12 protein-coding genes are annotated in these 23,904 nt (G+C 73.9%); 4 read left to right on the top strand and 8 right to left on the bottom strand.

Annotated elements, in window-relative coordinates:
• Positions 1-57 precede the first annotated feature (57 nt).
• The 4 genes from ABZX96_RS19375 to sbnB form a co-directional block, all read right to left on the bottom strand.
• Entirely contained in the window at positions 58-762 is a 705-nt protein-coding gene (locus tag ABZX96_RS19375) for a response regulator transcription factor (protein ID WP_355545913.1), read from the bottom strand.
• Positions 750-2,024 carry a histidine kinase gene (locus tag ABZX96_RS19370; protein WP_355545911.1) on the bottom strand — a complete coding sequence of 425 codons (1,275 nt, stop codon included), beginning with the start codon at positions 2,022-2,024 and terminating at the stop codon, positions 750-752. Before ABZX96_RS19370 ends, ABZX96_RS19375 begins: the two co-directional genes overlap by 13 nt.
• Positions 2,011-2,739 (bottom strand): hypothetical protein, encoded by a 729-nt coding sequence (locus ABZX96_RS19365; protein WP_355545909.1) that lies wholly within the window; start codon positions 2,737-2,739, stop codon positions 2,011-2,013. Before ABZX96_RS19365 ends, ABZX96_RS19370 begins: the two co-directional genes overlap by 14 nt.
• Before the next feature lie 98 nt (positions 2,740-2,837).
• Positions 2,838-3,863 (bottom strand): 2,3-diaminopropionate biosynthesis protein SbnB, encoded by a 1,026-nt coding sequence (gene sbnB, locus ABZX96_RS19360; RefSeq protein WP_355545907.1) that lies wholly within the window; start codon positions 3,861-3,863, stop codon positions 2,838-2,840.
• Positions 3,864-3,940: 77 nt separating this feature from the next.
• Here sbnB and rfbB point away from each other — a divergent pair, with 77 nt between their 5' ends.
• The 3 genes from rfbB (at position 3,941) to ABZX96_RS19345 (ending at position 8,515) form a co-directional block, all read left to right on the top strand.
• Positions 3,941-4,948, top strand: a complete 1,008-nt coding sequence (gene rfbB / locus ABZX96_RS19355; protein WP_355545905.1) for a dTDP-glucose 4,6-dehydratase — start codon at positions 3,941-3,943, stop codon at positions 4,946-4,948.
• A 185-nt stretch (positions 4,949-5,133) separates the two neighbouring features.
• A complete protein-coding gene (locus ABZX96_RS19350) occupies positions 5,134-6,153 on the top strand; it encodes an NAD-dependent epimerase/dehydratase (protein ID WP_355545903.1) in 1,020 nt (339 codons plus the stop codon).
• A gap of 1,573 nt (positions 6,154-7,726) precedes the next feature.
• A complete protein-coding gene (locus ABZX96_RS19345) occupies positions 7,727-8,515 on the top strand; it encodes an AfsR/SARP family transcriptional regulator (protein ID WP_355545901.1) in 789 nt (262 codons plus the stop codon).
• A gap of 35 nt (positions 8,516-8,550) precedes the next feature.
• Here ABZX96_RS19345 and ABZX96_RS19340 read toward each other — a convergent pair whose 3' ends face one another.
• Entirely contained in the window at positions 8,551-9,687 is a 1,137-nt protein-coding gene (locus ABZX96_RS19340; protein ID WP_355545899.1) for an AMP-binding protein, read from the bottom strand.
• A 341-nt stretch (positions 9,688-10,028) separates the two neighbouring features.
• Here ABZX96_RS19340 and ABZX96_RS19335 point away from each other — a divergent pair, with 341 nt between their 5' ends.
• Positions 10,029-11,009, top strand: a complete 981-nt coding sequence (locus ABZX96_RS19335; protein ID WP_355545897.1) for a TauD/TfdA family dioxygenase — start codon at positions 10,029-10,031, stop codon at positions 11,007-11,009.
• 96 nt (positions 11,010-11,105) lie between these two features.
• Here ABZX96_RS19335 and ABZX96_RS19330 read toward each other — a convergent pair whose 3' ends face one another.
• From ABZX96_RS19330 to ABZX96_RS19320, 3 genes are read right to left on the bottom strand one after another with little or no spacing between them, the layout of a single operon-like run.
• Complete coding sequence (locus tag ABZX96_RS19330; RefSeq protein WP_355545896.1) at positions 11,106-12,050, bottom strand: ornithine carbamoyltransferase; 945 nt, start codon at positions 12,048-12,050, stop codon at positions 11,106-11,108.
• A gap of 4 nt (positions 12,051-12,054) precedes the next feature.
• Entirely contained in the window at positions 12,055-18,690 is a 6,636-nt protein-coding gene (locus ABZX96_RS19325) for an amino acid adenylation domain-containing protein (protein WP_355545894.1), read from the bottom strand.
• Complete coding sequence (locus ABZX96_RS19320; RefSeq protein WP_355545892.1) at positions 18,687-23,876, bottom strand: amino acid adenylation domain-containing protein; 5,190 nt, start codon at positions 23,874-23,876, stop codon at positions 18,687-18,689. Before ABZX96_RS19320 ends, ABZX96_RS19325 begins: the two co-directional genes overlap by 4 nt.
• Positions 23,877-23,904: the final 28 nt, after the last annotated feature.

Below are 23,904 nucleotides of genomic sequence, written 5' to 3'. Positions count from 1 at the left end.
GTGGGGGGTGGGCGGGGGGGGGGGCTTTCGGGCGCCGCCCCCGCCCCGGGCACCCGCCTACCACTGATCGGCCGGCGACTCCCGTCGGGCCGACTGCCGGGCCTCGTGGACGAGGATCGCCACCTGGACCCGGTTGGTGCACTCCGTCTTGCCGAAGATCCGCGTCACGTTGGCCTTCACCGTGGCGAGGCTCATATACAGCGACGCGGCGATGTCCGCGTTCGACTGGCCTTCGCTGAGGGCGAGGGCCACTTCCCTCTCCCGGGGGGTGAGCCGGTCCAGGGCGGTGCGGGCCCGCAGGGCCTGGGCCTCGACCTGCTCCCGGTCGTCGTACCGCACGACATGGCTGATCAGCCGGGTGATCACGGACGGCGACAGCATGGACTCGCCGGCCGCGACGCGCCGGACCGAGTCCAGGATGTCGTCGGGTGGGGTGTCCTTGAGCAGGAAGCCCTTGGCACCGGCGCGCAGCGCCCGCAGCAGGTGCTTGTCGGTGTCGAACGCGGTCAGCACGATGATCGCCGGGCCCTCCCCGCCGTCGGAGCGCAGCTCCTCGGTCGCGGTGAGCCCGTCCATGGTGCGCATGCGGATGTCCATGAGGATCACGTCGGGCCGCAGGCGGTGCGCCAGCCGGATCGCCTCGGCCCCGTCGGACGCCTCCCCCACCACCTCGATACCGGCCCCGGCGCCCAGGACGGTGGTCAAACCCATGCGTACGAGCGGGTCGTCGTCCACGACGACCACGCGGATCACTTCGGCCATGGAATCCACGCTTCCAGATGAAAGGCGAGCTGCCCAGCGGCATCCCGCCGGACTCCGTGTTCCAGCCGCCCGCCGGCGACCTCCAGCCGTTCGGCCAGGCCGATCATCCCGAACTGGGAGCCGGGGACCAGCGGGCCGTCCCGTCCGAGAACCAAGGGGTTGCGCACCAGGATGTGCAGTTCGTCCCCGGACCGCTCCGGCAGCCCGTCCCCGGGCCGTTCCACCAGCTCGTTCCCGGACGTTGCCGACGGTCCGTCCCCGGAGCGTTCCAGCAGGACGTGGACGGTCGTGCCGGGGGCGTGCTTGCGGGCGTTGGTCAGTCCCTCCTGGACCACGCGGTACGCGGTGCGGCCGACGGGCGACGCGGTGGACAGGTCCGGCAGCCGGTTCGCCACCTCGATACTCATCCCGGCCGCGCGGCACTCCTCGAACAGGGAGCAGAGGTCGGCGAGGGTGGGCTGGGGCTGGAGGCTGTTGCCGACCGTGCCCATGCGCAGCACGCCGAGGATCTCCCGCAGCCCCTCCATCGCCTGGTGGGAGCTGTGGTAGATGGTCTCGGCGGCCCTGGCCACCTCCTCGGGCGGCAGGTCTTTGCGGATCTTGAGCGCGCCTGCCTGCAGGCTGACCAGCGAGATCTGGTGGGCGAGCACGTCGTGCATCTCCCGCGCGATCCGCTCGCGCTCCTTGGCCCGCAGCAGCTCCGTGCGTTCCAGGGCCGCGGCCTCCGCCGCGCGGGCCTGTTCCCGCAGCGCGATCACCAGGTCCAGCCGGGACCCCATGACGCGGCCGTACCACGTGGTGAGGGCGAGCACCGCGACGTCGACCGCGATGGCGACCAGGGGCGAGGTCCCGTCGCCCGGGCCCCACAGCGCGAACGGGACGCGCATCACCGCGAAGAGCGCGGTGACCGCGAACGCCACGCGGCGGGGGCGGTAGGTGGCGACGCCGGCGACCGCGAAGAGCGCGGCGACGAGGGCGAAGTCCGTCACCGCGAAGCAGCACGCCAGCACCAGGGCGACCCGGACCGGATGCCGACGACGCCACCACAGCAACGCGCTGCCCACGACCCCCAGCAGCATCAGCCAGAACAGCGCGTCCCCGGTGATCTGTCCGCTCTCGGAGGCGGCCACCCCCCAGGCGAGGGCGGCCAGGGCCGAGAGCGCGGCGTAGAAGAGGTCGAGGAGTTTGGCGTTGCCGGGACGCGGGCGGGAACGCGGGTCCTTCGCGAAGGCGCTCCGTTCCCGCGGCTCACGACTGGACAAGTGGCCGCCAGTACTGTTCGGTTCCCTTTTCCCTGACGGTGTAGCCGAGTTCCTCGACCGCCTGCGTCAGCTCGTGCACGTCGAACCAGGATTTGCGTTTCAGCGCTTCCTTGCGGGCCGCCAGCACGGCGTCGACTTCGGGGCGCAGCGCGCCCGAGCCGTGCACCCATTTCTTGAACAGGTCGGCGTACGGGTCGCTGTCGCTCCAGGGATATCCGTGCTTGCGGAAGACGGCGGCGATCCGCTGCGCGGGGGCCGCGTGGCTGCCGCGGACGACCTGCCGGGAGCCGTGGTCCAGGACGACGAGCTGCTTTCCGTCCATGAATACGGCGGAGACGTCCGCGCGATCGACGGCCTCCTGCCAGTGTTCGGCCGTGACCTCCACCCGGGCGTCGGTGAGCGTCACCGTCAACGACTCCGAGAGGGCGATGAAGGCGAATACGAGCCCGATGACGAAACCGCCGGCCGCGAAGGCGACGACCTGCCACGTCTCTTCGGGAGAGGCGAGGAACTCGAAGACGATCCGCAGGGGCAGCTTCGACCAGCCCGTGACCTGGCGGGCCAGAATCGGCAGCAATAAGCCGAGGACGGCGCCGATCAGGGGTATACCAACCAGAAGCAGGATTCTGTCGGAACGGGGATAGCCGAGCACCGTGGCGGTGGAGGTGTCGGGGGCGGATTTGGCGAACTTGTCGTGGGGCTGCTTACTGGCCATATCGCGCATGTTATGAGCGTCCGAGCGCCAGGGGACAGTAGCCGAAGGTCGACGAATCGGGGACGGTGGCCGAAGGCCGGGGAATCGGCGGGCCGCCGTCAGCCGTGGCGGCTGGTCTCGTGGAAGAAGCCGGGCACGGTGTGCAGGGCGCCCGCGGCGGACACCTCCTCGTACACGTGGCGGGCGAGCGCCAGGTCCAGGACGCCGAGGCCGAAGGGCGAGAAGACGACCGTGCGGTCGCCGGGCGGCGCGACCCGGCCGGTGAGCACGTCGTACAGGGTGCCGGCGACGAAGTCGCGGTTGCCCGTGCGCTGCTCGGCCAGGTGCGGTGAGGTGTTCGCCTTCAGGCAGTGGTCGACGTCGTCGACGATGTTGTACGAGTCCAGGATGATCTCGGGCGACAGGTCGCGCAGCGAGACGTGCAGGACCAGCGGGTGGTGCGCGAAGTCCGCCGGGTCGTGCAGGTGCGGGCTCCCGGCGACGGTGGCGAAGACCACGAGATCACTGGCGCGGACGAGGTCCGCCGCGCTCTCGTGGCGCACGGTCGGGGTGTCGCCGGTCCGGCGCAGGTACTCCTCGAACGCGGCGCTGTGCTCCGCCGACAGGTCGTGCAGCCCGATCTCGTCGAACCGGAAGCCGGCCGCCGACAGGAAGCGGTGCACATAGCGGGCGATCAGCCCCGTGCCCACGATGCCGAGGCGGCGGGGGCGCACCCCGCGCGCGGCACTCAGGCGCGCGGCGGCGAGCGCGGCGGACGCGGCGGTGCGGCTCGCGCTGATGACGGAGCTCTCCAGGCACGCGAACGGATATCCCGTCGCGGTGTCGTTCAGGATGAGGACCGCCGAGGCCCGGGGAATTCCGGAATCGATGTTCTCGGGAAAGCTCGCGATCCATTTGATGCCGTGCGCGTCCACGTCGCCGCCCACGGAGGCGGGCAGCGCGATGATCCGCGAGGACGGGCGGTCGGGAAAACGCAGGAAGTACGAGTCGGGATTGACGGTCTTGCCCTCGCCGTGCAACCGGTACGCGTTCTCGATCACCTTGATGACCTGCTCGTCACGGCCGGAGAGAATCCGCTGAACCTGCTCACCGGAGATCACCGAGAATTCGGGTATGGAAGCCATGGATTACGACTATCGGGTGTGACGCCGGATTTCAAGTGTCTATGGGGGGACGTTGGGGCGGTAGTACGGTGCCGGGCATGAGTTCAATTCTCGTTACCGGTGCCGCCGGTTTCATCGGTTCGCACTTCGTCCGTTACTGGGTCGAGAAGTATCCGGACGACCACGTGGTGGCGCTGGACGCGCTCACTTACGCGGGAGTCGAGGAAAACCTCGCCGACGTGCGCGAGCGGATCACTTTCGTGCACGGCGACATCGACGACTCGGCGCTGATCGGCCGGCTGCTCGCCGAGCACGGCACGCGGACCGTGGTGAACTTCGCCGCGGAATCCCACAACAGCCTCGCGGTACTCGACCCCCGGCGCTTCTTCCAGACCAACACCATGGGCACCCAGGCGCTGCTCGACGCCTGCCACACAGCGGGAATCGAGCGGTTCCACCACATCTCCACCTGCGAGGTGTACGGCGACCTGGCGCTCGACGACGAGCACGCCTTCACCGAGAGCGACCCCTATCGGCCGCGCACCCCCTACAACGCCAGCAAGGCGGCGGCCGATCACGCCGTCCGGGCGTACCACGAGACCTTCGGGCTGCCCATCACCATCACCAACTGCGCCAACAACTACGGGACCCACCAGTTCCCCGAGAAGGTGATCCCCCTCTTCATCACCCGGGCGCTGGAGAACGAGCGGATTCCCGTCTACGCCTCCAAGGACAACCGGCGCGAGTGGATCCACGTCCGGGACCACTGCCGGGCCGTGGAGGCCGTGCTCCAGCGCGGGCGGATCGGCGAGACGTACCACGTGGGCACGGGCTTCGAGGCGAGTGTGGACCAGATCGCCGACGCCGTCCTGGCCGAGCTGGGCCGCCCCCAGGAGCTCAAGCGGATCGTGCCCGACCGCCCCGGCCACGACCGCCGCTACCTGCTGGACTGCTCGAAAATCCGGGACGAGCTCGGGTGGGAGCCGGAGACCGGCTTCGAGCAGGGGCTCAAGGAGACCGTCCAGTGGTACGCCGAGCACCGCGACTGGTGGGCGCCGCTGTACGGCCGCAGCCCGGTGGTCGAGGGCACTCTGACGCGCGGCTAGGGACGCCTTGGCGGCCGGGCCGGCCGCGGGGGGATCCCGGCCGGCCGGGTGACGAAAGCGCGAGTCGGCGGGGCGGCGGGGCGGGGCGGTGGCCGCGTCGCGCCGCGCCCCCGTCCCGCCGGCGGGACCACGACACCGCAGCTCCGAACAACGACCGCGCGCGACCGCGCGCAGGGAGGAAACACATGGCGAAGAACGTGATCGACGGTGCGGCGGGTGGTGAACGCCCCCTGGTGACGGTGCTGGGCGCCTCCGGCTTCATCGGCTCCGTGGTCACCGCGGCGCTCGCCGCCGAAGGGGTACGGGTGCGCGCGGTGGCCCGCCGCCCCGCGCCGCTGCCCGAGCGGAACGCCGGCCTCGTCGAGGTGCGGACCGCGGACCTGACCGTCACCGACCGGCTCGCGGAGGCGGCGGACGGAGCGGACGCGGTGATCAACCTCTGTCTGTGCCCCGGCGGTTGGCGGGCGTCCGAGAGCCCCGAGGGCGAGCGGATCAACGTCGGCGTCATGCGGGACCTGCTCGCGGTGCTGGCGGAGCGCCGGAAGGGCACCACGGCCGTCGCACCCGTCGTCGTGCACGCGGGAGCCGTGTCGCAGGTCGGGATCCCGCCCGTGGACCGGCCGCTGGACGGCACCGAGACCGACGAGCCCGTGGGGATCTACGCCCGGCAGAAGCTGCGGGCGGAACAGGCCCTGATGGCGGCGACCCGCGACGGCGCCGTCCGGGGCATCGGCCTGCGGCTGCCCACCGTGTTCGGGGACGCCCCGGCGCCCGTCAGCGACCGGGGCGTGGTGGCCACCATGATCCGCCGCGCCCTGGCGGGCGAGGCGCTCACCATGTGGCACGACGGCTCGGTCGCCCGCGACCTGGTCTACGTGCACGACGTGGCCGCGGCCGTACTGGCCGCGCTGCGGCACGCGGACGCGCTCGCGGGCCGGCACTGGCTGGTGGGCTCCGGCGAGAGCGTCGCGCTGGGCGAGGCGTTCGCCGCCGTCGCCGAGGCGGTGGCGCGGCACACCGGCAAGCCGGCCGTCCCCGTGGTCAGCGTGCAGGCGCCGGACCACGCGCCGGTCACGGACTTCCGGGACATCGTGCTGGACACCTCGGCGTTCCGCGCGGCGACCGGCTGGCAGCCGCGGGTTCCCTTCCGGCAGGCGCTGGAGAACACGATCGCGGCCCTGGTCGCCGAGGGCCGGGAGCACTGACCTCGACCTTCGGCCAGTGTCGTGCCGACTTTGGTCTAGGGTCGCGCCGCATCTCTCGGTCCTGGCCGCCCGGAGACCGAAGATGGGGTGAGCGTCGCTTCCTGACGCGTCATCAGTGAAAGGGAGACGGGGTTCCGCACATGGCGGCATCGACGGCGGGCCCGAGCGCGGGCGGCGGGGCGGTCCCTCCCGCCGGGCGCGCGACGGACGCGGGTGAGCCCGTTGCCGCGGTGCGGGTCCGCCGGTCGGCGGAGCGCGTCGCCGGCGGGCGCACGCGGACTCCGGGCCCCGGCCCGGTGCCGAACTCCTCGATCCTCTCCCGCGATCGGTCAGGCGACGCGGGAGTGGTCGACACGGGAATGGTCGATGCGGGATGGTCGGCGCGGTTTTCGGTGCGTCTCTCGCAGGAACCGGTCCCGTTATCGGAACCGTTCGCTCCCATCGGCGGGCGACAGCGCGCAAAACGAGTGGTGACCGACGCTCGTGCCGCTGCCCCCGCCACCTGCCGGGCCTCGCGTGAATCGGTGAGGGCCCGGTGAATCGGCCGGCGGATTGAGCCGTGTGCGTGGATTCTTCGGGGAATACCGCGGCACGGAATTCAGCCGCCGGGCGCGCAGGGAAAACGTGCGGTCGATGGACTCCCCCGGCCATCGACCGCACTTCCCCGCGTGGTGGCCCCGTCACCTTCGGTGCGCCCGGTCGGGGCGTGGCGGATTCCTGGCCCCGCGAGCGGGGCGCGGTGACGCCTTCCCCGCCGCTCCGGCTGTTGAGTTGGCCACACCTCTCCGCCTCCTCCCGGACTGGACCACACAGCCTGGACGGGTACGAGTTCCGGCCCGCGGCCCGGGAGTTGGTTGAAAGTTTCCCAACCTACGGGCCCGGCAAAGAGGTTCGGCGCAGTACCCGCTGACGGTCGCCACAAGCGAAAGAACCCGGCCATTTCGGCCCCGGGTCCGGTCCTGGGCAACTTTGAGCCACCACGAAACACTCCTGAGAACCGGTACGCCGCCGTCCGTTTGCGTCGGGCCGCAGGCGTCCGGGCCGGCGTCGGCGACCCCGGACCACTGCGCTCCTCGTTGCCCACCAGGACCGCTTCTGTCGTCACTTGTCACTCGATGATCGGTGGACGACCACTCTCGTCACAGCTATTGTCTGACACCAACGAGGCCTCAAGCCCGCACCAACAAGTCCTAAAACCCACCCTGACCAAACACTTAGGGCTGCGTGCCATCCTTCCGCCCCGACAGGGACCGATGTCCGGGCAAGAAGGATGACCCGGCGAACAACGCATTCGAAGGGGCCTGTTTTGTCGTCTCCGATTGCGCACGTCCTAGGGGAGCCGTGTGAGTGTGACCGCTCATACGAACCGGCGACGGCGCAGGACATTGTCCGCAATCGACGCGTGCGAACCCTTCTCACTTCGGTGAGGCAGCCGCACGACGAATGACGAATGACGCGGAGAGCATTTCACAAGCTTGGCACGTAACGGGGGTAGACATTGCTGTCTGCAGGTGTTATGCGAGTACGGCTCCTCGGACCAGTGGGGCTGTGGGCCGGTGGCCGACGACTGGATATGGGAACGCCGAAGCAGCAGGCGGTATTCGCCGCTTTGGCCTCACACACACAACAAGTTCTCACCAAGGCTGAGTTGATCAGAAGCGTCTGGGGGGCGCACGCGCCGTCGACCGCGGTGAACAGCCTCTATACGTACATCGCCAGACTGCGGAATACGCTGGAACCAGGACGTTCGCCCCGCGGCGCCTCCCGCGTGCTCGTCTCCGACGGCTCCGGCTATTCCCTGATGATACCTCCCGAGCAAGTCGATCAATACCACTTCACGACGCTTCTCAAAAACGCCCGGAATTTCCGTGCCTCGGGGGCCGTCGACCGGGCCGTAGCCGCCTTCGACGACGCCCTCGCGTTGTGGGAGGGCACTCCTTACGGCGGCCTGCCCGGACCGTTCGCATGCGCCGAGCAGGCGCGTTTAACGGAATTGCGGCTCACGGCCATCGAGGAGCGGGTGGAACTGCTCCTGGTGCGCCGTGACTACAAGGCGGCCCTGGAAGAACTCATCCCCTTGGTGCATGCCTTCCCGGTCCGGGAACGCGTCTGTCACCTGCTGATGATCTGCTGTACGGCCCTCGGTCGGCAAGTGGACGCGCTCAACGCCTATCACCGGCTCCGCGCGGGGCTCGCCGAGGAAATGGGCATCGATCCCGGAGAGCCTTTGCAGCGGCTCTACGCCCACATATTGCGGCAGGACACCTCATTGCCGCAGCTCGTCGAGTGCCTGGTCCAGGCGCTCGCCGGTCCGGATTCCACGCCGCTCGGCGCGGTGTTTCCGGACCGGAAGATCGCCTGACCAAGGGGCCGGGCGACAGGGCGTGTGCCTGCCGGCTACTCGGACGCCGTCGCGTGCGGCGGCGTCCGCTGGGGCCGCAGTTTGCCCAGCGCGCTCCGGCTGATCTCGGGTACCACGTGCACCCTTCGGGGACGCGCCCCCAGGAGCGCGACCACCGGGGACAGGTCGAGGTCGTCCGCTCCCGCGCCGGGGGACGGGACGACGTACACATCCACGTGCTCGCCGATCATGGGGCTGTTGACGGGCACCAACGCCAGGTCCGCGCAGTCGAGTCGGCCGCGCAGCGCGTGCTCCGCCTCGTCGAGGTTGACGCGGCGGCCGTTCACCTTGACCAGCCGTCCGACCCGTCCGACCAGCCGGAAGGTACGGGCGTCGAGGGGTTCGACCAGATCGCCCGTGTGCCACTCGGCCGGCCGCGGCTCTCCCGGCTGGTGGGCGAGGCGGGGGCCGCGGATCACGAGCGGCACCGCGCCGTCCGTCCCGTCCGCACCGTCCGTCCCGGGTGCCTCCCGTTCCACGCGGGTGACGTCCGGGAAGAGCGTCCAGGCGGGCGGCTCGCCACCCTGCCAGCGCCGGGTGGCGATGCCGCCCGTCTCCGTCGAGCCGAGGAGCTCGATCAGCGTCACCCGGCCGGGGCCCGCCTCCTGGAGGAGCCGCCCGGCGTCGGCCGGGAGCATCGCGCTGCTGTAGAGGACGGTGAGGTGCTCGAAGGAGCGCACCCAGTCGATGTGCCGCAGCAGCAGCGAGAAGATCCACGGAGTCGCCACCACCACGGCGTGGCGCTGCCCGGTCTCCGGCAGCGCGCCGACGTACTCCTTCCGGTACCACACCGGGACCCCCAGCCTGGCGGGCATCAGGAACGTGGCCAGCGCCCCGTAGACGTGCAGGGGCGGCGCGAAGGCGACCACGGCGCCCGGCGGGGACGCCGCGCCCTGGGTGACGAACTCGGCCAGCATCCCGGCTTCCTGCCAGGCGGCCTCACGCGTGCGCCGCCAGCAGCGGCTGGGGCCCGTACTCCCGGACGTGTGGAATTCCAGCTCGGCCGGGAGGGCGTCCAGCACCTGCCGCTCGTCGACCGCCTCCCACCGGACGGACCACGAGGTGTCGTTGACTTCGGTGTCGGCGTTTCCCCGGTAAAGCAGTTCTTTCGGCGTGAGGCTTCGATATGGCACGTGCTCTCCCCTGTGGTGGCCCTGCGAGAAATCCCGGCGGATTCGTTCTTTTCCCTCGTCCCGCCGGCGGTACACGACACGTTGTCGACGAGGTGACCGTATACACGGACAACTCCGGTCGGCCAGTGGTCAATTGACCTATCCGTGCCCGGTGGATAGCGTCGTTCCGCGTCGGACCTTCCCGGGACCGCGAAGAATCGACCGCGCTCATCGCACCGACCGCATTCGCCGCGCCGGCTGCGCCCATCGCTTCGGCCGCGCTCACCGCGTCGATTTCTCCGCCTGTTCGGACGATTCCTCTGCACCGAATTACCGAATTACCGATGAGGCATGTGACCACCATGGAAACCAGTACCTTTTCAGCCCTGGCCGATACGGCCCTGCGACTCACCGACGCACAGCGCGACCAGGTGCGCGCCGTGGTCGAACCCCTCCTCACCGCCGCGGACGGGGAGATCGACAAGCCCGCGTGGCTCGCGGCGGCGCGGGCCGCGTCCCCGCTCCTGCCCCGCGACCTCCTCGGCGCGCTGCGCGAGTTCCGCCACGACGCGGGCCCCGACGGGGCCCTGATGATCCGCAACCTGCCGGTGGAGGAGGATCTGCCCGCCACGCCCGTGCGCCCCGGATCGGTCCGCACCCGGGCGTCCGTGGCGAGCGGCGTGATCGTCACCGCCATGCTGCAGCTCGGCGAGGTGATCGCCTACCGGAGCGAGAAGTCGGGCGCCCTCGTGCAGGACGTGGTGCCGGTGCCGGGCTACGAGAGCCAGCAGAGCAACGCGGGCTCCGTCCGGCTGCACATGCACACGGAGAACGCGTTCCACCCCAGCCGCCCCGACTTCCTGGGGCTGCTGTGCGTACGCGCCGACCCGACGGGCGACGCCCGGCTGACCACGGCCTCCATACGCCGCGCCCTGCCGCTGCTCTCCGGGGAGGCGCGCCGGACCCTGTCGCAGGAGCGCTTCCTGACCGAGGCGCCGCCCTCGTTCGGGGACCACCAGGGCGACTCCCCGGTCCACGCGATCCTCGTCGGCGCCCCCGAAGACCCCAACGTGCTCGTCGACTTCGCCGCCACGCACCCGGTGGACGACGGGGCGCGGCAGGCCATGGAGGAGCTGCGTACCGCGCTGGAGCGGGTGACGCACGAGCACACCCTCGACGCCGGGGACCTCGTCCTCGCCGACAACCGGCTGACCGTGCACGGGCGGACCTCCTTCAGCCCGCTGTTCGACGGCACCGACCGGTGGCTGCACCGGGTCTACGCGGCGCTGGACGGCCGCCGCGCCCGCGTCCACGCGGAGAACGGCGGCGCGGTGCTGCGCTGAGGCACCCCGTCCATACCGCGATGGCGCCCCGTCCATACCGCGCTGATCGCGCCGCACCGCGGAGCCCCGGTCCGTCACGGACCGGGGCTCCGGCCGTCAGGCCCCGGGCCCGGCGGAGCGGCACCACTCCAGTACGGCCATCGCGCTGTGCATCTTGTTCTCCGCCTGTTCGAAGGCGATGCTCGCGGGCCCGTCGAGGACCTCGGCGGTGACCTCCTCGCCCCGGTGCGCCGGCAGGTCGTGCATGAAGACGGCCTTCGGGCTGCTCTCCCACAGCCCGCCGCCGACCTGGAAGGGCGCGAAGATCTCGCGCCAGTCCGGGTCCGGCTTCGTGGTGCCGGTGGTCTGCCAGCGCGTCGTGTAGACGACGTCGAAGCCGCCGGGCAGCCCGTCCATGGTGTGCTCCTCCCGCACCACCGCGCCCGTGCGCTCCGCGTGGCGGCGCGCCGCGTCCAGGACGCCGGCCGGCAGCCCGTATCCGGGCGGGGTGCGCAGTTCCAGCTCCGTGCCCGGGTACCGGCTCAGCGCCCGCGCGAGGGCCACCGCCGTGTTGTTGCCCTCGCCCACGTAGAGCACGCGCAGCCCGTCGATCCGGCCGAAGTGCCGCAGCAGCGTGGTCAGGTCGGCGAGCGCCTGGGTGGGGTGTTCGTCGGCGCTCATGGCGTTGATCACGGACATCCGCTCCTGGCGGGCCCAGGCGCGCATCTCGCGCGGGTCTGCGGCCGTTCTGGCGACGAGGACGTCCAGCATCCGGGAGAAGACCCGCCCGGTGTCCTCGCTGGTCTCGCCGGTGTTGATCTGGAGGTCGCCGGGTCCGTAGGTGACCAGGGAACTCCCCAGCCGCTGCGCGCCCGCCGAGAACGCCGTGCGGGTGCGGGTGGAGGTCTTGGCGAAGTACACCCCCGTCACGAGCCCCGCGAGGGGCCGATGGCCCTTGAGGGTGCCCGCGGAGAAGGCCGCGCCGCGCTCGACGAGGCGGTACAGCTCGGCGTCGGTCAGGTCGTCCAGGGAGATGAGGTGGCGCGCGGGGCGAGGGTCCATCGGGTCAGCTCTCCGTCTCGGTGTCGAGGGCGGTGGCGGGGACTGTGGTGTCGGGAGCGGCGGGCTCGGGAGCGGCGGCGTCGAGGGCGGCGGCGAGGTCCGCGACGGTGGAGTGCCGCAGGAGCGTGGGCAGGTCGAGGGCGAGCCCGGCCGCGCGGGCGGCGGCGAGCACCGACAGCGCCAGCAGGGAATCGCCGCCCAGCCGCCGGAACGGGTCGTGCACGCCCACCTCCTCGACCCCGAGCACGCGCTGCCAGACCTCGGCGAGGGCGCGTTCGGTGGGGGTCGTGGGCGGGGTGTGCGGGGCGCGCACCGGCACGGCGTCCCGGGTGGCGACGGCCCCGGCCAGGGCCTGCCGGTCGTACTTGCCGTTCTCCGTCAGCGGGAGCGCGTCGACGACGCGGTACACGGCCGGCAGCAGCGGCTCCGGCAGGAGCGCGCGCAGCCCGTCGTGCAGCTCGGCGGCCGTCGGGGGGCCGTCCGGTCCGGGCGCGGGCACGACCCAGGCGACCGTCCGGCGGTCGCCCGTCCCGTCGGGCAGCGCGTCCACGAGCGCGGCGCGCACCCGCCGGTCGGCGAGCAGGGCGGCTTCGATCTCGGCGGGCTCGACGCGGTGGCCGCGCACCTTGAGCTGACGGTCGGCCCGCCCGGCGAACTCCAGCGTGCCGTCGGGCAGGACCCGCGCCAGGTCGCCGGTCCGGTACAGCCGCGCGCCCGGCGGCCCGCAGGGGTCGGGCACGAAGCGCTCGGCGGTCGCCGCGGGGCGCCCCACGTAGCCGCGGGCGAGGCCGGGGCCGCCGACGCACAGCTCGCCGACGCAGCCGTCGGGCACGGGGGCCAGGTCCTCGTCCAGGAGGCGGAGGGTGGTGCCGGGGAGCGCCCGCCCCAGCGGGGTCCGTTCGCGCGCCGCCCCGGGCGTCACGAGGTGGGCGGAGGCGGCCACGGTCGCTTCCGTCGGCCCGTACTCGGCGACCAGGCGCGGCCCCCCGCCGTGCGCCGCGAGCCGGGCGGCGAGCCGCTCCGCCTGGGCGGCGGGGAGCGCGTCGCCCGCGCAGACCAGCAGCGGGGCGAGACCGGCCCATTGCTCGTCGTCGAGCTGTCCCTCCAGCAGGGCCAGGTGCCCCGGGGTCAGGCCGACGAACGCGTACGGCGCCCCGTCCAGCAGGAGCGCGCCCAGCTCGGCGGCGTCCCAGTCCTGCGGCAGCAGCCGCACCGGCTGCCCGGTGAGCAGGGGGACGAAGAGCGCGGGCGTGCCGAGGTCGGCACCGATGGAGGTCAGGAAGGGCGCGCCGCCGACCGCCTCTCCGGGCCCGCCCTCGGCCGCGCCGCCGGTCGGGCTCCCAGTCGTGCCCCCGTCCGCGTCCCCGTCCGCGCCCCCCGCGTACGTCCGCACCGCCCAGTCCAGGTAGTGCCCCAACGCCCGATGGCTGACGGCCACCCCCTTCGGATCGCCCGTGGACCCGGACGTGTGCAGGACATAGGCCAGGCGATCCGGATCGAGCGTCCGCTCGGGAGGCCCGGCCGGCGCGGCCTCCAGGACGCGCCGTTCCCCGGGCGCGTCCACGACGAGCGAGGTGAAGGGGGCGGTGCGCGGCGCGTGCCCGGTGGCGGTGACGACGACGCGGCAGTCCGCGCCGGTCAGCAGCGCGTGCAGCCGGGCGTCCGGGATGCCGGGGTCGAACGGCACATAGGCCGCGCCCGCCTTCCAGATGGCGAGGAGGGCGGCGACGAGATCGGGGCCCCGGTCGAGCAGCACGCCGACGCGGGTCTCGGGCCCGGCGCCCAGGGCCCGCAGCCGGTGCGCGAGCCGGTCGGCGCGGGCGTCGAGTTCACCGAAGGTGAGGGCAACGGACCCGGTGGTGAGCGCGGTGGCCCCGGGCGTGCGGCGCGCCTGTTCCTCGAACGCGGTGAGGGTGTCCAGGGCCGCCGGGGTGTGGGGGTGCGCGGGGAGGCCGGGCCCGAGTTCGGACTCCTCCGGGTAGCCGCGCCGGGCGTCGCCGCCGGGGCCGGAGGCCGCCATGTCGGCGAGGACGGCGCGGTAGAGCCGGGCCAGCCGCCGGCCGCACTCCTTGCGCAGGGTGCGGGTGTTCGTGGCGATGCTGAGGAGGCCGCGGGTGGGGGTGCCGACGACGACGGGGAACTCGTTGGGGCTGTCGTCGCGGGTGGCCGCCGTGTCCACGAGCCCGGTGTCGACCTGGTGGAAGTCCAGGTAGTGGAAGAGCACGTCGATCAGGTGGGGCTCCCCGCCGGGGACCCGCATCGCGGGCATCGGGAAGCGCCGGTGCGGCCACAGCCCGATCTCGGTGGCGAAGACCTCCCGGACCAGCTCCCCCCAGTCGCGGGCCCCGCGCCGGTAGGGGAACGGGACGGAGTTGAGGTACATCCCGGAGACCCGGTCGGCGCCGCTGACCTCGGGGCGCGCGTCGATGACCATGCCGCCCCGGAAGGCGCGCTGCCGGGTGAGCAGGCTGAGCACCTTGCTGTGCGCGGCGTGCAGCACGCTCTTGTACGGGACGCCGGTCGCGGTGGCGAGGGCGCGCAGCCCCGGTTCCACGTCGTGCAGGGGGATGTCGAGGCGGTACCGCTCGGCGGGCGCCTCCGGGTCGCCGGACCAGGCCCCGGGGACGCGGAACTTCTCGTGCCCGTCGACGAGCGCGCGCCAGTGGGCGCGGTCCTCGTCGCCTTCCAGGGAGCGCAGTTCGGCCGCGACGAAGTCGGCGTAGCGCACGGGCGGCGCGGGCGGCGCGGGCTCGGGTTCCTGTCCCTCGCGCAGGCGCCCGTAGGCGCGCAGCAGTTCCATGAGCTGGTTGTGGTAGCTCCAGCCCTCGATGACGGGGTGCGCCTCGGTGACCGACAGCCACCAGCTCTCGTCGTCGAAGACGTGGGTGGCCAGCCGCATGAGCGGCGCGCGGGCGGGGTCGAAGAGCCGGGCCCGTTCGGCGTCGGAGTACTCGGTGAGCGCCGGCACGTGCCGCTCGGCGGGCAGGTGGCGCAGGTCGTGGTGGCGGTAGGGCATCGTCCCGTGCCGGTGCACGATCTGGAGCGGCCGGGCGCGCCCGGTCAGCGCGAAGGACGTGCGCATCACCTCGTGGCGCGCGACGACCAGGTCGGCGGCGGCCTGGAAGGCGGCCGGGTCGAAGGGCCGGTCGTCGCGGATCCGGAACGCGGTGACGTTGTGGTAGCGGTTCTCGCCGCTGTCCCCGTACATCTCGGCGAACATCCCCGCCTGGGTGCGGGACAGGGGGTAGGCGTCCACGGCGTCCTCGGGCAGGCCGGTCCGCTCCTCGTCGGTGAGGAGCGCGAACGGGGCGACCGAGGCGAACCGCTCGGTGCCGCCCCCGCCGCCCTCGCCGAGCGCCTGGCAGAGCCCGGCCACGGTGCGGTGCTCGAAGATGTCGCGGACCGCGACGGGCCGCCCGCGCTCGCGCAGCGCCCCGGCCAGCGCGACGGCGCGCAACGAGTCGCCGCCGAGGTCGAAGAAGTTGTCGTGCACGCCGACCCGGTCCAGGCCGAGGACGGCGCACCACACAGCGGCCATGGCGCGTTCCTCGTCGGTGCGCGGCGCGACGTGCTCGCCGACGGCCGCCGCCGCACGGTCCGGCGCGGGCAGCGCGACCCGGTCGAGCTTGCCGTTCGCGGTCAACGGCAGCGCGTCGAGGGTGACGAACGCCGACGGGACCATGTACTCGGGCAGCGTCGCGCCCAGCGTCTCGCGGAGCCCGCCGGGCGCCAGGTTGTCCGGGTCCGCGCCGGGCGCGGGGACGAGGTAGGCGACCAGGCGCCGGTCGCCCGGGGTGTCCTCGCGGACCAGGGCGACCGCCTCGGCGACGGCCGGCAGCGCCGTCAGCGCCGTCTCGATCTCCCCGGGCTCGATGCGGTACCCCCGCAGCTTGACCTGGTGGTCGACGCGCGAGACGAAGTCGAGGTTGCCGTCGGGCAGGACGCGGGCGAGGTCGCCGGTGCGGTAGAGCCGGGTGCCGGGCGGCCCGTAGGGGTCGGGCAGGAACCGTTCGGCGGTCTGCGCGGGGCGGCCCGCGTAGCCGCGGGCGAGGCCGGTGCCGCTGACGCAGACCTCGCCGACGCCGCCGATCGGCACCGGCCGCAGCTCGCGGTCCAGGACGCGCATCGCCGTGTGCGGGATGGCCCGCCCGATGGAGACGAGTTCCGCGTCCTCGGGCCCGTCGAGGAAGTAGGCGGAGTTGCCGACGGTGATCTCGGTGGGCCCGTACTCCGCGGCGAGCCGGGTGCCGTCCGGGCCCGCCATGCGCAGCCAGCGGTTGGCCAGCCGCCCCGTGAAGGAGTCCCCGGCGGCGATCACCAGTCCGGCCAGGGAGGCGGCCTGCTCGTCCGTGAGCTGCCGGGTGAGCAGGTCGAGGTGGCCGGGCGTGAGCTTCACGAAGGCGTACGGGGCGCCCTCGGCGAGCTGGGCGCCGAGCGAGGTGACGTCGGCGTCCTGGTCGAGCAGGTGCACCGGCTGCCCCGTCATCAGCGGCGTGTACAGGTCGGGGACGCCGAGGTCGAAGGCGATGGACGAGAAGAACGGCGCGCCGCCCGTGCCCGCGCTCGCGTAGGCGTCCACGGTCCAGCCCAGGTAGTTGGCCAACCCTCGGTGCGGGATCAGCACGCCCTTGGGGCGGCCCGTGGAACCCGAGGTGTAGATGACGTACGCGAGGTGGTCCAGGGAGTACCCGCCGGGCGGCGGCGGGGGCGGCGTGACCGGGTGGCGGTCCAGGGCCGCGCGCTCGGTGTCGTCGTCGAGGATCACCAGGCGGGCGCCCGTGTCCGCGAGCCGCGCCGCGTGGCGCCGTTCGGTGACGACGAGCGGGGCGGCGGTGTCGGCGACCATGTAGGCGAGGCGGTCGTCGGGGTAGCCGGGGTCGAGCGGCACGTACGCGCCACCCGCCCGCCAGATGCCCAGCAGCGTCCCGACCATCTCGGGGCTCCGGTCCAGCAGCACGCCGACGGCGCTCTCGGGGCCCACGCCGAGTTCCCGCAGGTGGTGGGCGATCCGGCAGGAGTACGCGTCGAGTTCGCCGTAGGTCGTCCGGCGCCGGCCGTGGCGGACGGCGACGGCCTCCGGCGTGGCGGCGGCCTGGCGGGCGATGGTCTCGTGGACGGGGCGCAGCGCGGCCGGGTCGAGCGGCCGGCGGGTGCCGACGGGGTCGGGCCGGCCGTGCAGCAGGAGGGCGCGTTCCTCGTCGCCGAAGATGTCGAGGCCGGAGACCGGGGTGTCCGGCGCGGTGCTCACGGCGGTCAGCAGCCGGGTGTAGTGCCCGGTCAGACGGCGGGCCGTCGCGGCGTCGAAGAGGCCGGTGGCGTACTCCAGCGAGCCGTGCACGCTGCCGTCCTGCCGCTCCTTGAGGTGCACGGTCAGGTCGAAGCGGGCGGTGCGCCCGGGCACGTCGAACGGCGTCGCCCTGATGCCCGGCAGGCTCAGCGGCTCGGCCGGTTCCTCCTTGGCGAGGTCGAACATCACCTGGAAGACGGGGGTGGTGGACAGGTCGCGCTCGGGTTCCAGGGCCTCGGCGAGCCGGTCGAAGGGGGCGGAGGCGTGGTCGAGGGCGGCCAGGACGGTGCCCCGGTTGCCGGCCAGCAGCCGTTCGAAGGAGGGGTCGCCGTCCCAGCGGGCGCGCAGCACGAGGGTGTTGTAGGCGTACCCCGCCATGCCGGCCAGCTCGTCGCGGATGCGTTCGGACACGGCGGTGCCCACGGCGATGTCCCGCCCGCCCGTGTGCCGGGCGAGCAGCGCCTGGAAGGCGGTGAGCAGCACGATGAACAGGGAGGCGCCGTGCTCCTCCGCGAGCGCCCGCAGCGCGTTCACGTCCGTCGCGGGGAGGGTGAACTCCTCGGTGGCGCCCTCCCAGGAGCGGACGGCGGGGCGCGGCCGGTCGGTGGGCAGGTCGACGGGGCCCAGCCCGGCGAGCTGCTGCCGCCACCAGTCGAGGTCGTCGCGCACCTGGGGGGTGTCCTGGCGGGCGGCGCGCCAGGCGGCGTAGTCGGCGTACTGGACGGGCTCCGCCGCCAGCCGGGGGGCCCGGTCCTCGACCGCGGCGCGGTAGAGCTCGGAGAGTTCCTTGAGCAGCAGCGGCTGGGTGACGGCGTCGCAGGCGATGTGGTGGACGACGAGGACGAGGAGGTGGTCCTCGTCCGCGAACCGGACCAGGCGCACGCGCATCGACGGCCCGGCGGCCAGGTCGAGGGGGGTCAGCGACTCGCTCTCCACGACGCGGGCCGCCGCGTCCTGCCGGGCCTGGCGGGGCAGGCCGCTCCGTTCGACGAGGGCGAAGTCGGCCGGGCCGGGCGCGTCGACGACCTGCCGGGGCTCGGCGCCGTCGAGCGGGTAGCGGGTGCGCAGGATCTCGTGCCGCGCGGCGAGCGCGTCGCACGCCTGGCGGAGCGCGTCCGGCCGCAGGGGGCCGCGCAGCCGGTACGCCGTGGTCAGCAGGTAGCCGGGGTCCTCGGGGGCGAGGTGGTGGAGGAACCACATCTGCCGCTGCCCCGCGGACAGCGGCAGCGGCGCGTCCCGCGGCACGCGCGGGATGCCCCCGCGGGTGCGCGCCGCACCGCCGGACAGGCGGCGGCGCAGCAGTTCCTCGCGCAGGGCGGCGGCGTCGAGCGGCGTGCGGCTTTCGGTGGTCACCTGCGGAACTCCCTGTGTGCGGCGGCTAGTTCGGCGTCGGACAGCGACGCGATCTCGGCGCGGACGGCCTCCTCGACGGCGCTCGCGAGGCCGGCGACGGTGGGCCGGTCGAAGAGGACGCGCAGTGGCAGCGCGACGTCGTACTCCTGCTGGACGCGGGCGATGACCCGGGCGGCGCGCACCGAGTCGCCGCCCAGCCGGAAGAACCCGTTGTGCGCGCCGACGCTCGGCCCCACGCCCTCGGGGCTGGTGAGCACCTCGCTCCAGATGCGGGCGATGGTCTCCTCCACCACCCCGTCGGGGGCGACGTAGGGCTCGTCGTCCGCGACGGCGCCGAGGTCCGGCTCGGGGAGCGCGGCGGTGTCCACCTTGCCGTTCCGGGTCAGCGGCAGGGCGTCGAGGGCGACGACGAGGGTGGGCAGCATGTAGTCCGGCAGTCTGCGGGCGCAGTGGTCCAGCAGGGCGCCGCGCGGCGGCAGTTCCGCGCCGGCGGCCGGGACGCAGTACGCGACCAGGCGCGCGTTGTCGCCCGCGCCGTGGGTGATCACCACGGCCTCGCCGACGTCCGGGTGCTCGGTGAGCACCGCCTGCACCTCGCCGGTCTCCACCCGGCGCCCCCGGATCTTGACCTGCCCGTCGGCGCGGCCCGCGAAGACGAGGGTGCCGTCGGGCAGCATCCGGGCCAGGTCGCCGGTGCGCAGCAACCGGGCTCCGGGCGGCCCGTAGGGGTCGGGGACCAGGCGCCGGGCGGTCTCGGCGGGGCGGCCCGCGTAGCCGCGGAACAGCCCCGTGCCGCCGACGCACAGCTCCCCGATCGCGCCCTGCGGCACCGGCCGCAGGAACGGGTCCAGGACGCGCGCGGTGGCGTGCGCGTACGGGCGGCCGATGGCGACGGTCTCGGCGGTGCTGCCGGCCTCCCAGCGGGTGGCGGCGATGGCGGTCTCCGTCAGCCCGTACTCGTTGACGAACCGCTTCAGGCGGCCCGCCAGGTCGCGGGCGAGGTCGGGCGGACAGGGCTGCCCGCCGGTCTGGCCGACCAGCGGGCGACTGCCCAGGCCCGCCTCGATGAGCATCCGCCAGGTCGGGAACGCCGCCTGGAGGTGCGTGACACCGTGCCGGTCGATCAGGCCGAGCAGCGCCGCGTGGTCCGCCGTCTCCTCGTCGCGGGCCAGGACGACGCGGCGGCCCGCGAGGAGCGGCATCACCAGTTCGGTGAAGACGATGTCGAAGGTGGGCGGCGCGAGCGCGAGCCAGGCGTCGTCGGCCCCCTCGCCGAAGCGCAGGTGGGCGCGGCCCGCGCGCAGGACCTTCAGGACGGCGCGGTGCTCGACGGCGACGCCTTTGGGGCGGCCCGTGGTGCCGGAGGTGTACATGAGGTAGGCGAGGCGGGCGGGGTCGCGGTGGAGGGGGGTGGCGGAGGGCTCGTGCGCGGGGTCGCCGGGGACCGGCTCGTACCCGCCCGGCTGGTCCTCGTTGCCACGGCGTGCTCGCTCGTCGCCTCCGTCGCCGGAAGCCGGTTCGTCCCCGTCCCTCGCGTACCCGGCCTGCTCGTCCCCCTCCGGCACCGCGTCGACCAGGACGAACGGCCCCTCGTAGTACCCCCGGAGCCGCCCGGCGCCCTCGGTGTCGGTGACGACGGCGGTGACGCGCGCGTCGGACACGATGTGCGCGAGGCGCTCGTCGGGCGCCGCGCGGTCCAGGGGCACGTGCACGGCACCGGCCCGCCACACGGCGAGCGGCGCGGCGACGAGGTCGGGGACGCGCGGCAGCAGGACGGCGACGGTGCGTTCGGGCCCGGCGCCCAGCGCGCGCAGGTGGCGGGCGAGGGCGGCGGTGCGGGCCGCCAGGCGCGCGTAGGACCACTGTTCGTCGCCATGGACGAGCGCGACGGCGTCCGGGGTGCGGCGCGCCGACTCCTCGAAGCCGGTGTAGAGGCAGATGTCGGGGCCGTCGGCGTTCGCGTCCGGCTCGCCGCCGCCCAGCGCCACCAGCCGCGCGTGCTCGGTGTCCGGCAGCAGCTCGACCTCGGCGAGCCGGACCGCCGGGTCCGTGACGAAGGACTCCAGCACCCGCGCCCAGGAGGCCGTCAGGCGGTCCACGGCCGCCGCGTCGAACAGGGCGCTCGCGTACTCGGCCCGCACCAGGAGGCTGCCGTCGGTGCGGCGCAGCACGACGAAGGTGAGGTCGGTGCGCGCCGACGTCCAGCCGTCGCGCAGGGCGGCGAGCCGGGCCGCCGAGGGGGCGGTGCCGGTGCGCCCTTCCTCCTGGTAGTCGAACATCACCTGGTAGAGGGGTGTGCGCGACAGGTCGCGCTCGGGTTCCAGCTCCTGCACCAGGCGGTCGAAGGGCAGCTCCTGGTGGGTGAGGGCGTCGAGCACGGTGGCGCGGACCGAGCCCAGCGCGTCCAGGACGTCGCCCTCGGCGTCCAGGCGGCAGCGCAGCACGAGGTTGTTGAGGAAGAAGCCGGCGGTGCGTGCGACGTCCGGACGGTGGCGCCCGGCGACGGGCATGCCGATGGTGAAGTCGGTGCGGCCGGTCAGGCGTGCCATGAGGACGGCGAACGCGGTCAGCAGCGTCTGGTGGAACGTGGCGCCCGAGGCGCGGCCGAGGGCGGCCACCCGTTCGGCGAGTCCGGCGTCGACGGTGCGGGTGCGCAGGCCGCCGCGGCCGTCGCGTGCGACGGGGCGGGGGCGGTCGGAGGGGAGCTTCAGCGGGGTGACGCCGTCCAGGGCGGCGCGCCAGTGGGCGAGTTCGCGCGCGGTCGCCTCCTCGGTCGCCCGGCGGTTCTGCCAGGCCGCGTAGTCGGCGTAGCGGACGGGGACCGGCGGCAGGTCGGGCGCGCGGCCCGCGTGCAGGGCGGCGCCCAGCGCGAGCAGGTCCTGTTCGAGCAGGACGGCCGTCCAGCCGTCGCAGGCGATGTGGTGGGCGGTCAGCAGCAGTCCGGCCGGTCCGTCCTCGTCGACGCCGTCCGCCGTGCGGACCAGGAGGGCCCGCCATACGGGGCCGTTCTCCAGGTCGAAGCCGCGGGCCAGTTCGCCGGCGGTCAGCTCGCGCAGGGCCGCGGCGTCCCGGGCTTCGGCGGCCCGCAGCTCGACGGGCCGTCCCGGCGCGTCCACGAGCTGGACCGGGCCCGCGTCGCGCAGCGCGTAGCGGGTGCGCAGGATCTCGTGCCGTTCGGCGAGCCGTTCCAGCGCGGCGCGCACGGTCCGCTCGCTCCACTCGGGCGGCAGCCGCACCCACTGGGGCGTGGTCCACTCGGGGCTGCCGGGGCGGAGCTGCTCCAGGAACCACAGCCCCTGCTGCCCGGGCGACAGCGGAAGTTCCTCCCCGCGCGGTACGGGGGTGATGGCGTCCTGAGGGAGGTCCGTCGTTCCGGCGGGCGGCAGCGCCGCCTGGGCCTCCACCGTCGAGGCGGTGAACAGGTCGGCCGGTCCGGCGGACAGGCCGAGTCCGCGCAACCGCTCGGCGAGCTGGGTCAGTTGCATGGAGGAGCCGCCGAGCTGGAAGAAGTCGGCGTGCGCGCCGATGGACGCGGGCGGCAGCCCGAGCACCGCGGCCCAGGCGTCCGCGACGGCGCGCTCGGCGCCGGTGCGCGGCGGGGTGCCGTCCCCGTCCGGGGTGCCGGTGGCGGGCCGCGGCAGCGCGGCGCGGTCGGTCTTGCCGCTGGGCGTCAGGGGGAAGGCCGCGAGGGGGACGAACACCGTCGGGATCATCGGGTCCGGCAGCCGCCGCCGCAGGAAGGCACGCAATTCCCCGGGGGACGGCGCCGGGCCGCCCACCTGGATCCACGCGGCCAGCCGCCGGGCGCCGCCGCTGCCGGCCGTGGTGCCGACGGCGGCGGCGGCCACGCGCGGGTGCTCGACCAAGGCCGCCTCGACCTCGCCGGGCTCAATACGGACGCCGTTGACCTTGATCTGGTCGTCCAGGCGGCCCACGTACTCCAACGTGCCGTCGGGCAGCGGCCGGACGCGGTCGCCCGTGCGGTACCGGCGGGCGCCGGGCGGGCCGTCGGGGTCCGGAACGAAGCGTTCCGCCGTCAGCGCGGGCCGCCCCCAGTACCCCAGGGCCACGCCGACGCCGCCCGCGTACAACTCCCCCTCGCCGCCCGCCGCCACCGGCTCGCCCCGCGCGTCGAGGAGCCGCGCGCGCAGGCCGCCGAGAGGGCGCCCGATGGGCACCGGGCCGTGGTCGCGCGCCGGATCGAAGCGGTGCTCGGTGACGTCGACGGAGCACTCGGTCGGCCCGTACGTGTTCCAGATCTCCGCGTCCGGGACGTGCGCGAGCAGCCGGTGGCACAGTTCGGCGTGCAGCGGCTCGCCCGCGCTGAAGATCAGGCGCAGCGCCCCGCACCCGTCCCACCCCGGCAGTTCGGCCAGCGCGCGGAAGACCGAGGGCACGCCCTGCAGCACGGTGATCCGCTCGCGGGCCACCGTGTCGAGGAGCGCGGCGGGGTCGCGCTCGGCCCCGTGCGGCGCGAGCACGACCACACCACCACTGATCAGCGGCGCGAACAGCTCCAGCCCCGCGGCGTCGAAACCGATCGTGGTCTTCTGGAGCATCCGGTCGGCGGGGCCGAGGCCGTGCCGTTCGGCCAGCCACCGCACCCGGTTGGCGATCCCGGCGTGCGAGACCACCACGCCCTTGGGGCGGCCGGTGGAGCCCGAGGTGTAGAGCACGTACGCCGGGTCGTCCGCGGCGGCGTTCCCCGTCGGCTCTTGCGGGAGTTCGCCGTCCGGCAGGTCCACCGCCGGGTCCCTGACGACGCCCTCCGGGAGCTCACCGTCCGGCGCGTCCTCGTCCAGCGTCAGCAGCCGCACCTCCGAGGGCGCGCCGTCGAGCGCGGCGCGGGCGGCCCGGTCGGTCACCACGACGGGGGCCCCCGTGTCGGCGAGCATCCAGGCCAGCCGCTCGGCCGGGTGGTCCGGGTCCAGGGGGAGGTAGGCGCCGCCGGCCTTCCAGACCGCGAGCAGCGCGGCGACCAGGTCGGTGCCGCGCCGCAGGGACACGCCCACGACGGTGCCGGGCGCCACGCCCAGGGCGCGCAGCCGGCGGGCCAGACCGGCGGCCCGCCGCTCCAGCCCCGCGTAGCCGAGCCGGTCCCGCACCGGCCCCGCGGCCACGACCGCGGTGGCCTCGGGCGTGCGGGCGGCCTGGGCGGCGATCAGCTCGGGCAGGGGGACGTTCACGAGAGCTCCTCCACGCTGGGTCGGACGG

Source organism: Streptomyces sp. NPDC003077 (assembly GCF_040611095.1).
GTDB lineage: Bacteria > Actinomycetota > Actinomycetes > Streptomycetales > Streptomycetaceae > Streptomyces.
This window is presented reverse-complemented; position numbering and strand designations above follow the sequence as displayed.

Excerpts from the sequence above, each read along its gene's own strand:
- ABZX96_RS19375 (WP_355545913.1), bottom strand. The coding sequence starts at position 762 with ATGGCCGAAGTGATCCGCGTGGTCGTCGTGGACGACGACCCGCTCGTA.
- ABZX96_RS19365 (WP_355545909.1), bottom strand. The coding sequence starts at position 2,739 with ATGGCCAGTAAGCAGCCCCACGACAAGTTCGCCAAATCCGCCCCCGAC.
- sbnB (WP_355545907.1), bottom strand. The coding sequence starts at position 3,863 with ATGGCTTCCATACCCGAATTCTCGGTGATCTCCGGTGAGCAGGTTCAG.
- rfbB (WP_355545905.1), top strand. The coding sequence starts at position 3,941 with ATGAGTTCAATTCTCGTTACCGGTGCCGCCGGTTTCATCGGTTCGCAC.
- ABZX96_RS19350 (WP_355545903.1), top strand. The coding sequence starts at position 5,134 with ATGGCGAAGAACGTGATCGACGGTGCGGCGGGTGGTGAACGCCCCCTG.
- ABZX96_RS19345 (WP_355545901.1), top strand. The coding sequence starts at position 7,727 with ATGGGAACGCCGAAGCAGCAGGCGGTATTCGCCGCTTTGGCCTCACAC.
- ABZX96_RS19335 (WP_355545897.1), top strand. The coding sequence starts at position 10,029 with ATGGAAACCAGTACCTTTTCAGCCCTGGCCGATACGGCCCTGCGACTC.
- ABZX96_RS19330 (WP_355545896.1), bottom strand. The coding sequence starts at position 12,050 with ATGGACCCTCGCCCCGCGCGCCACCTCATCTCCCTGGACGACCTGACC.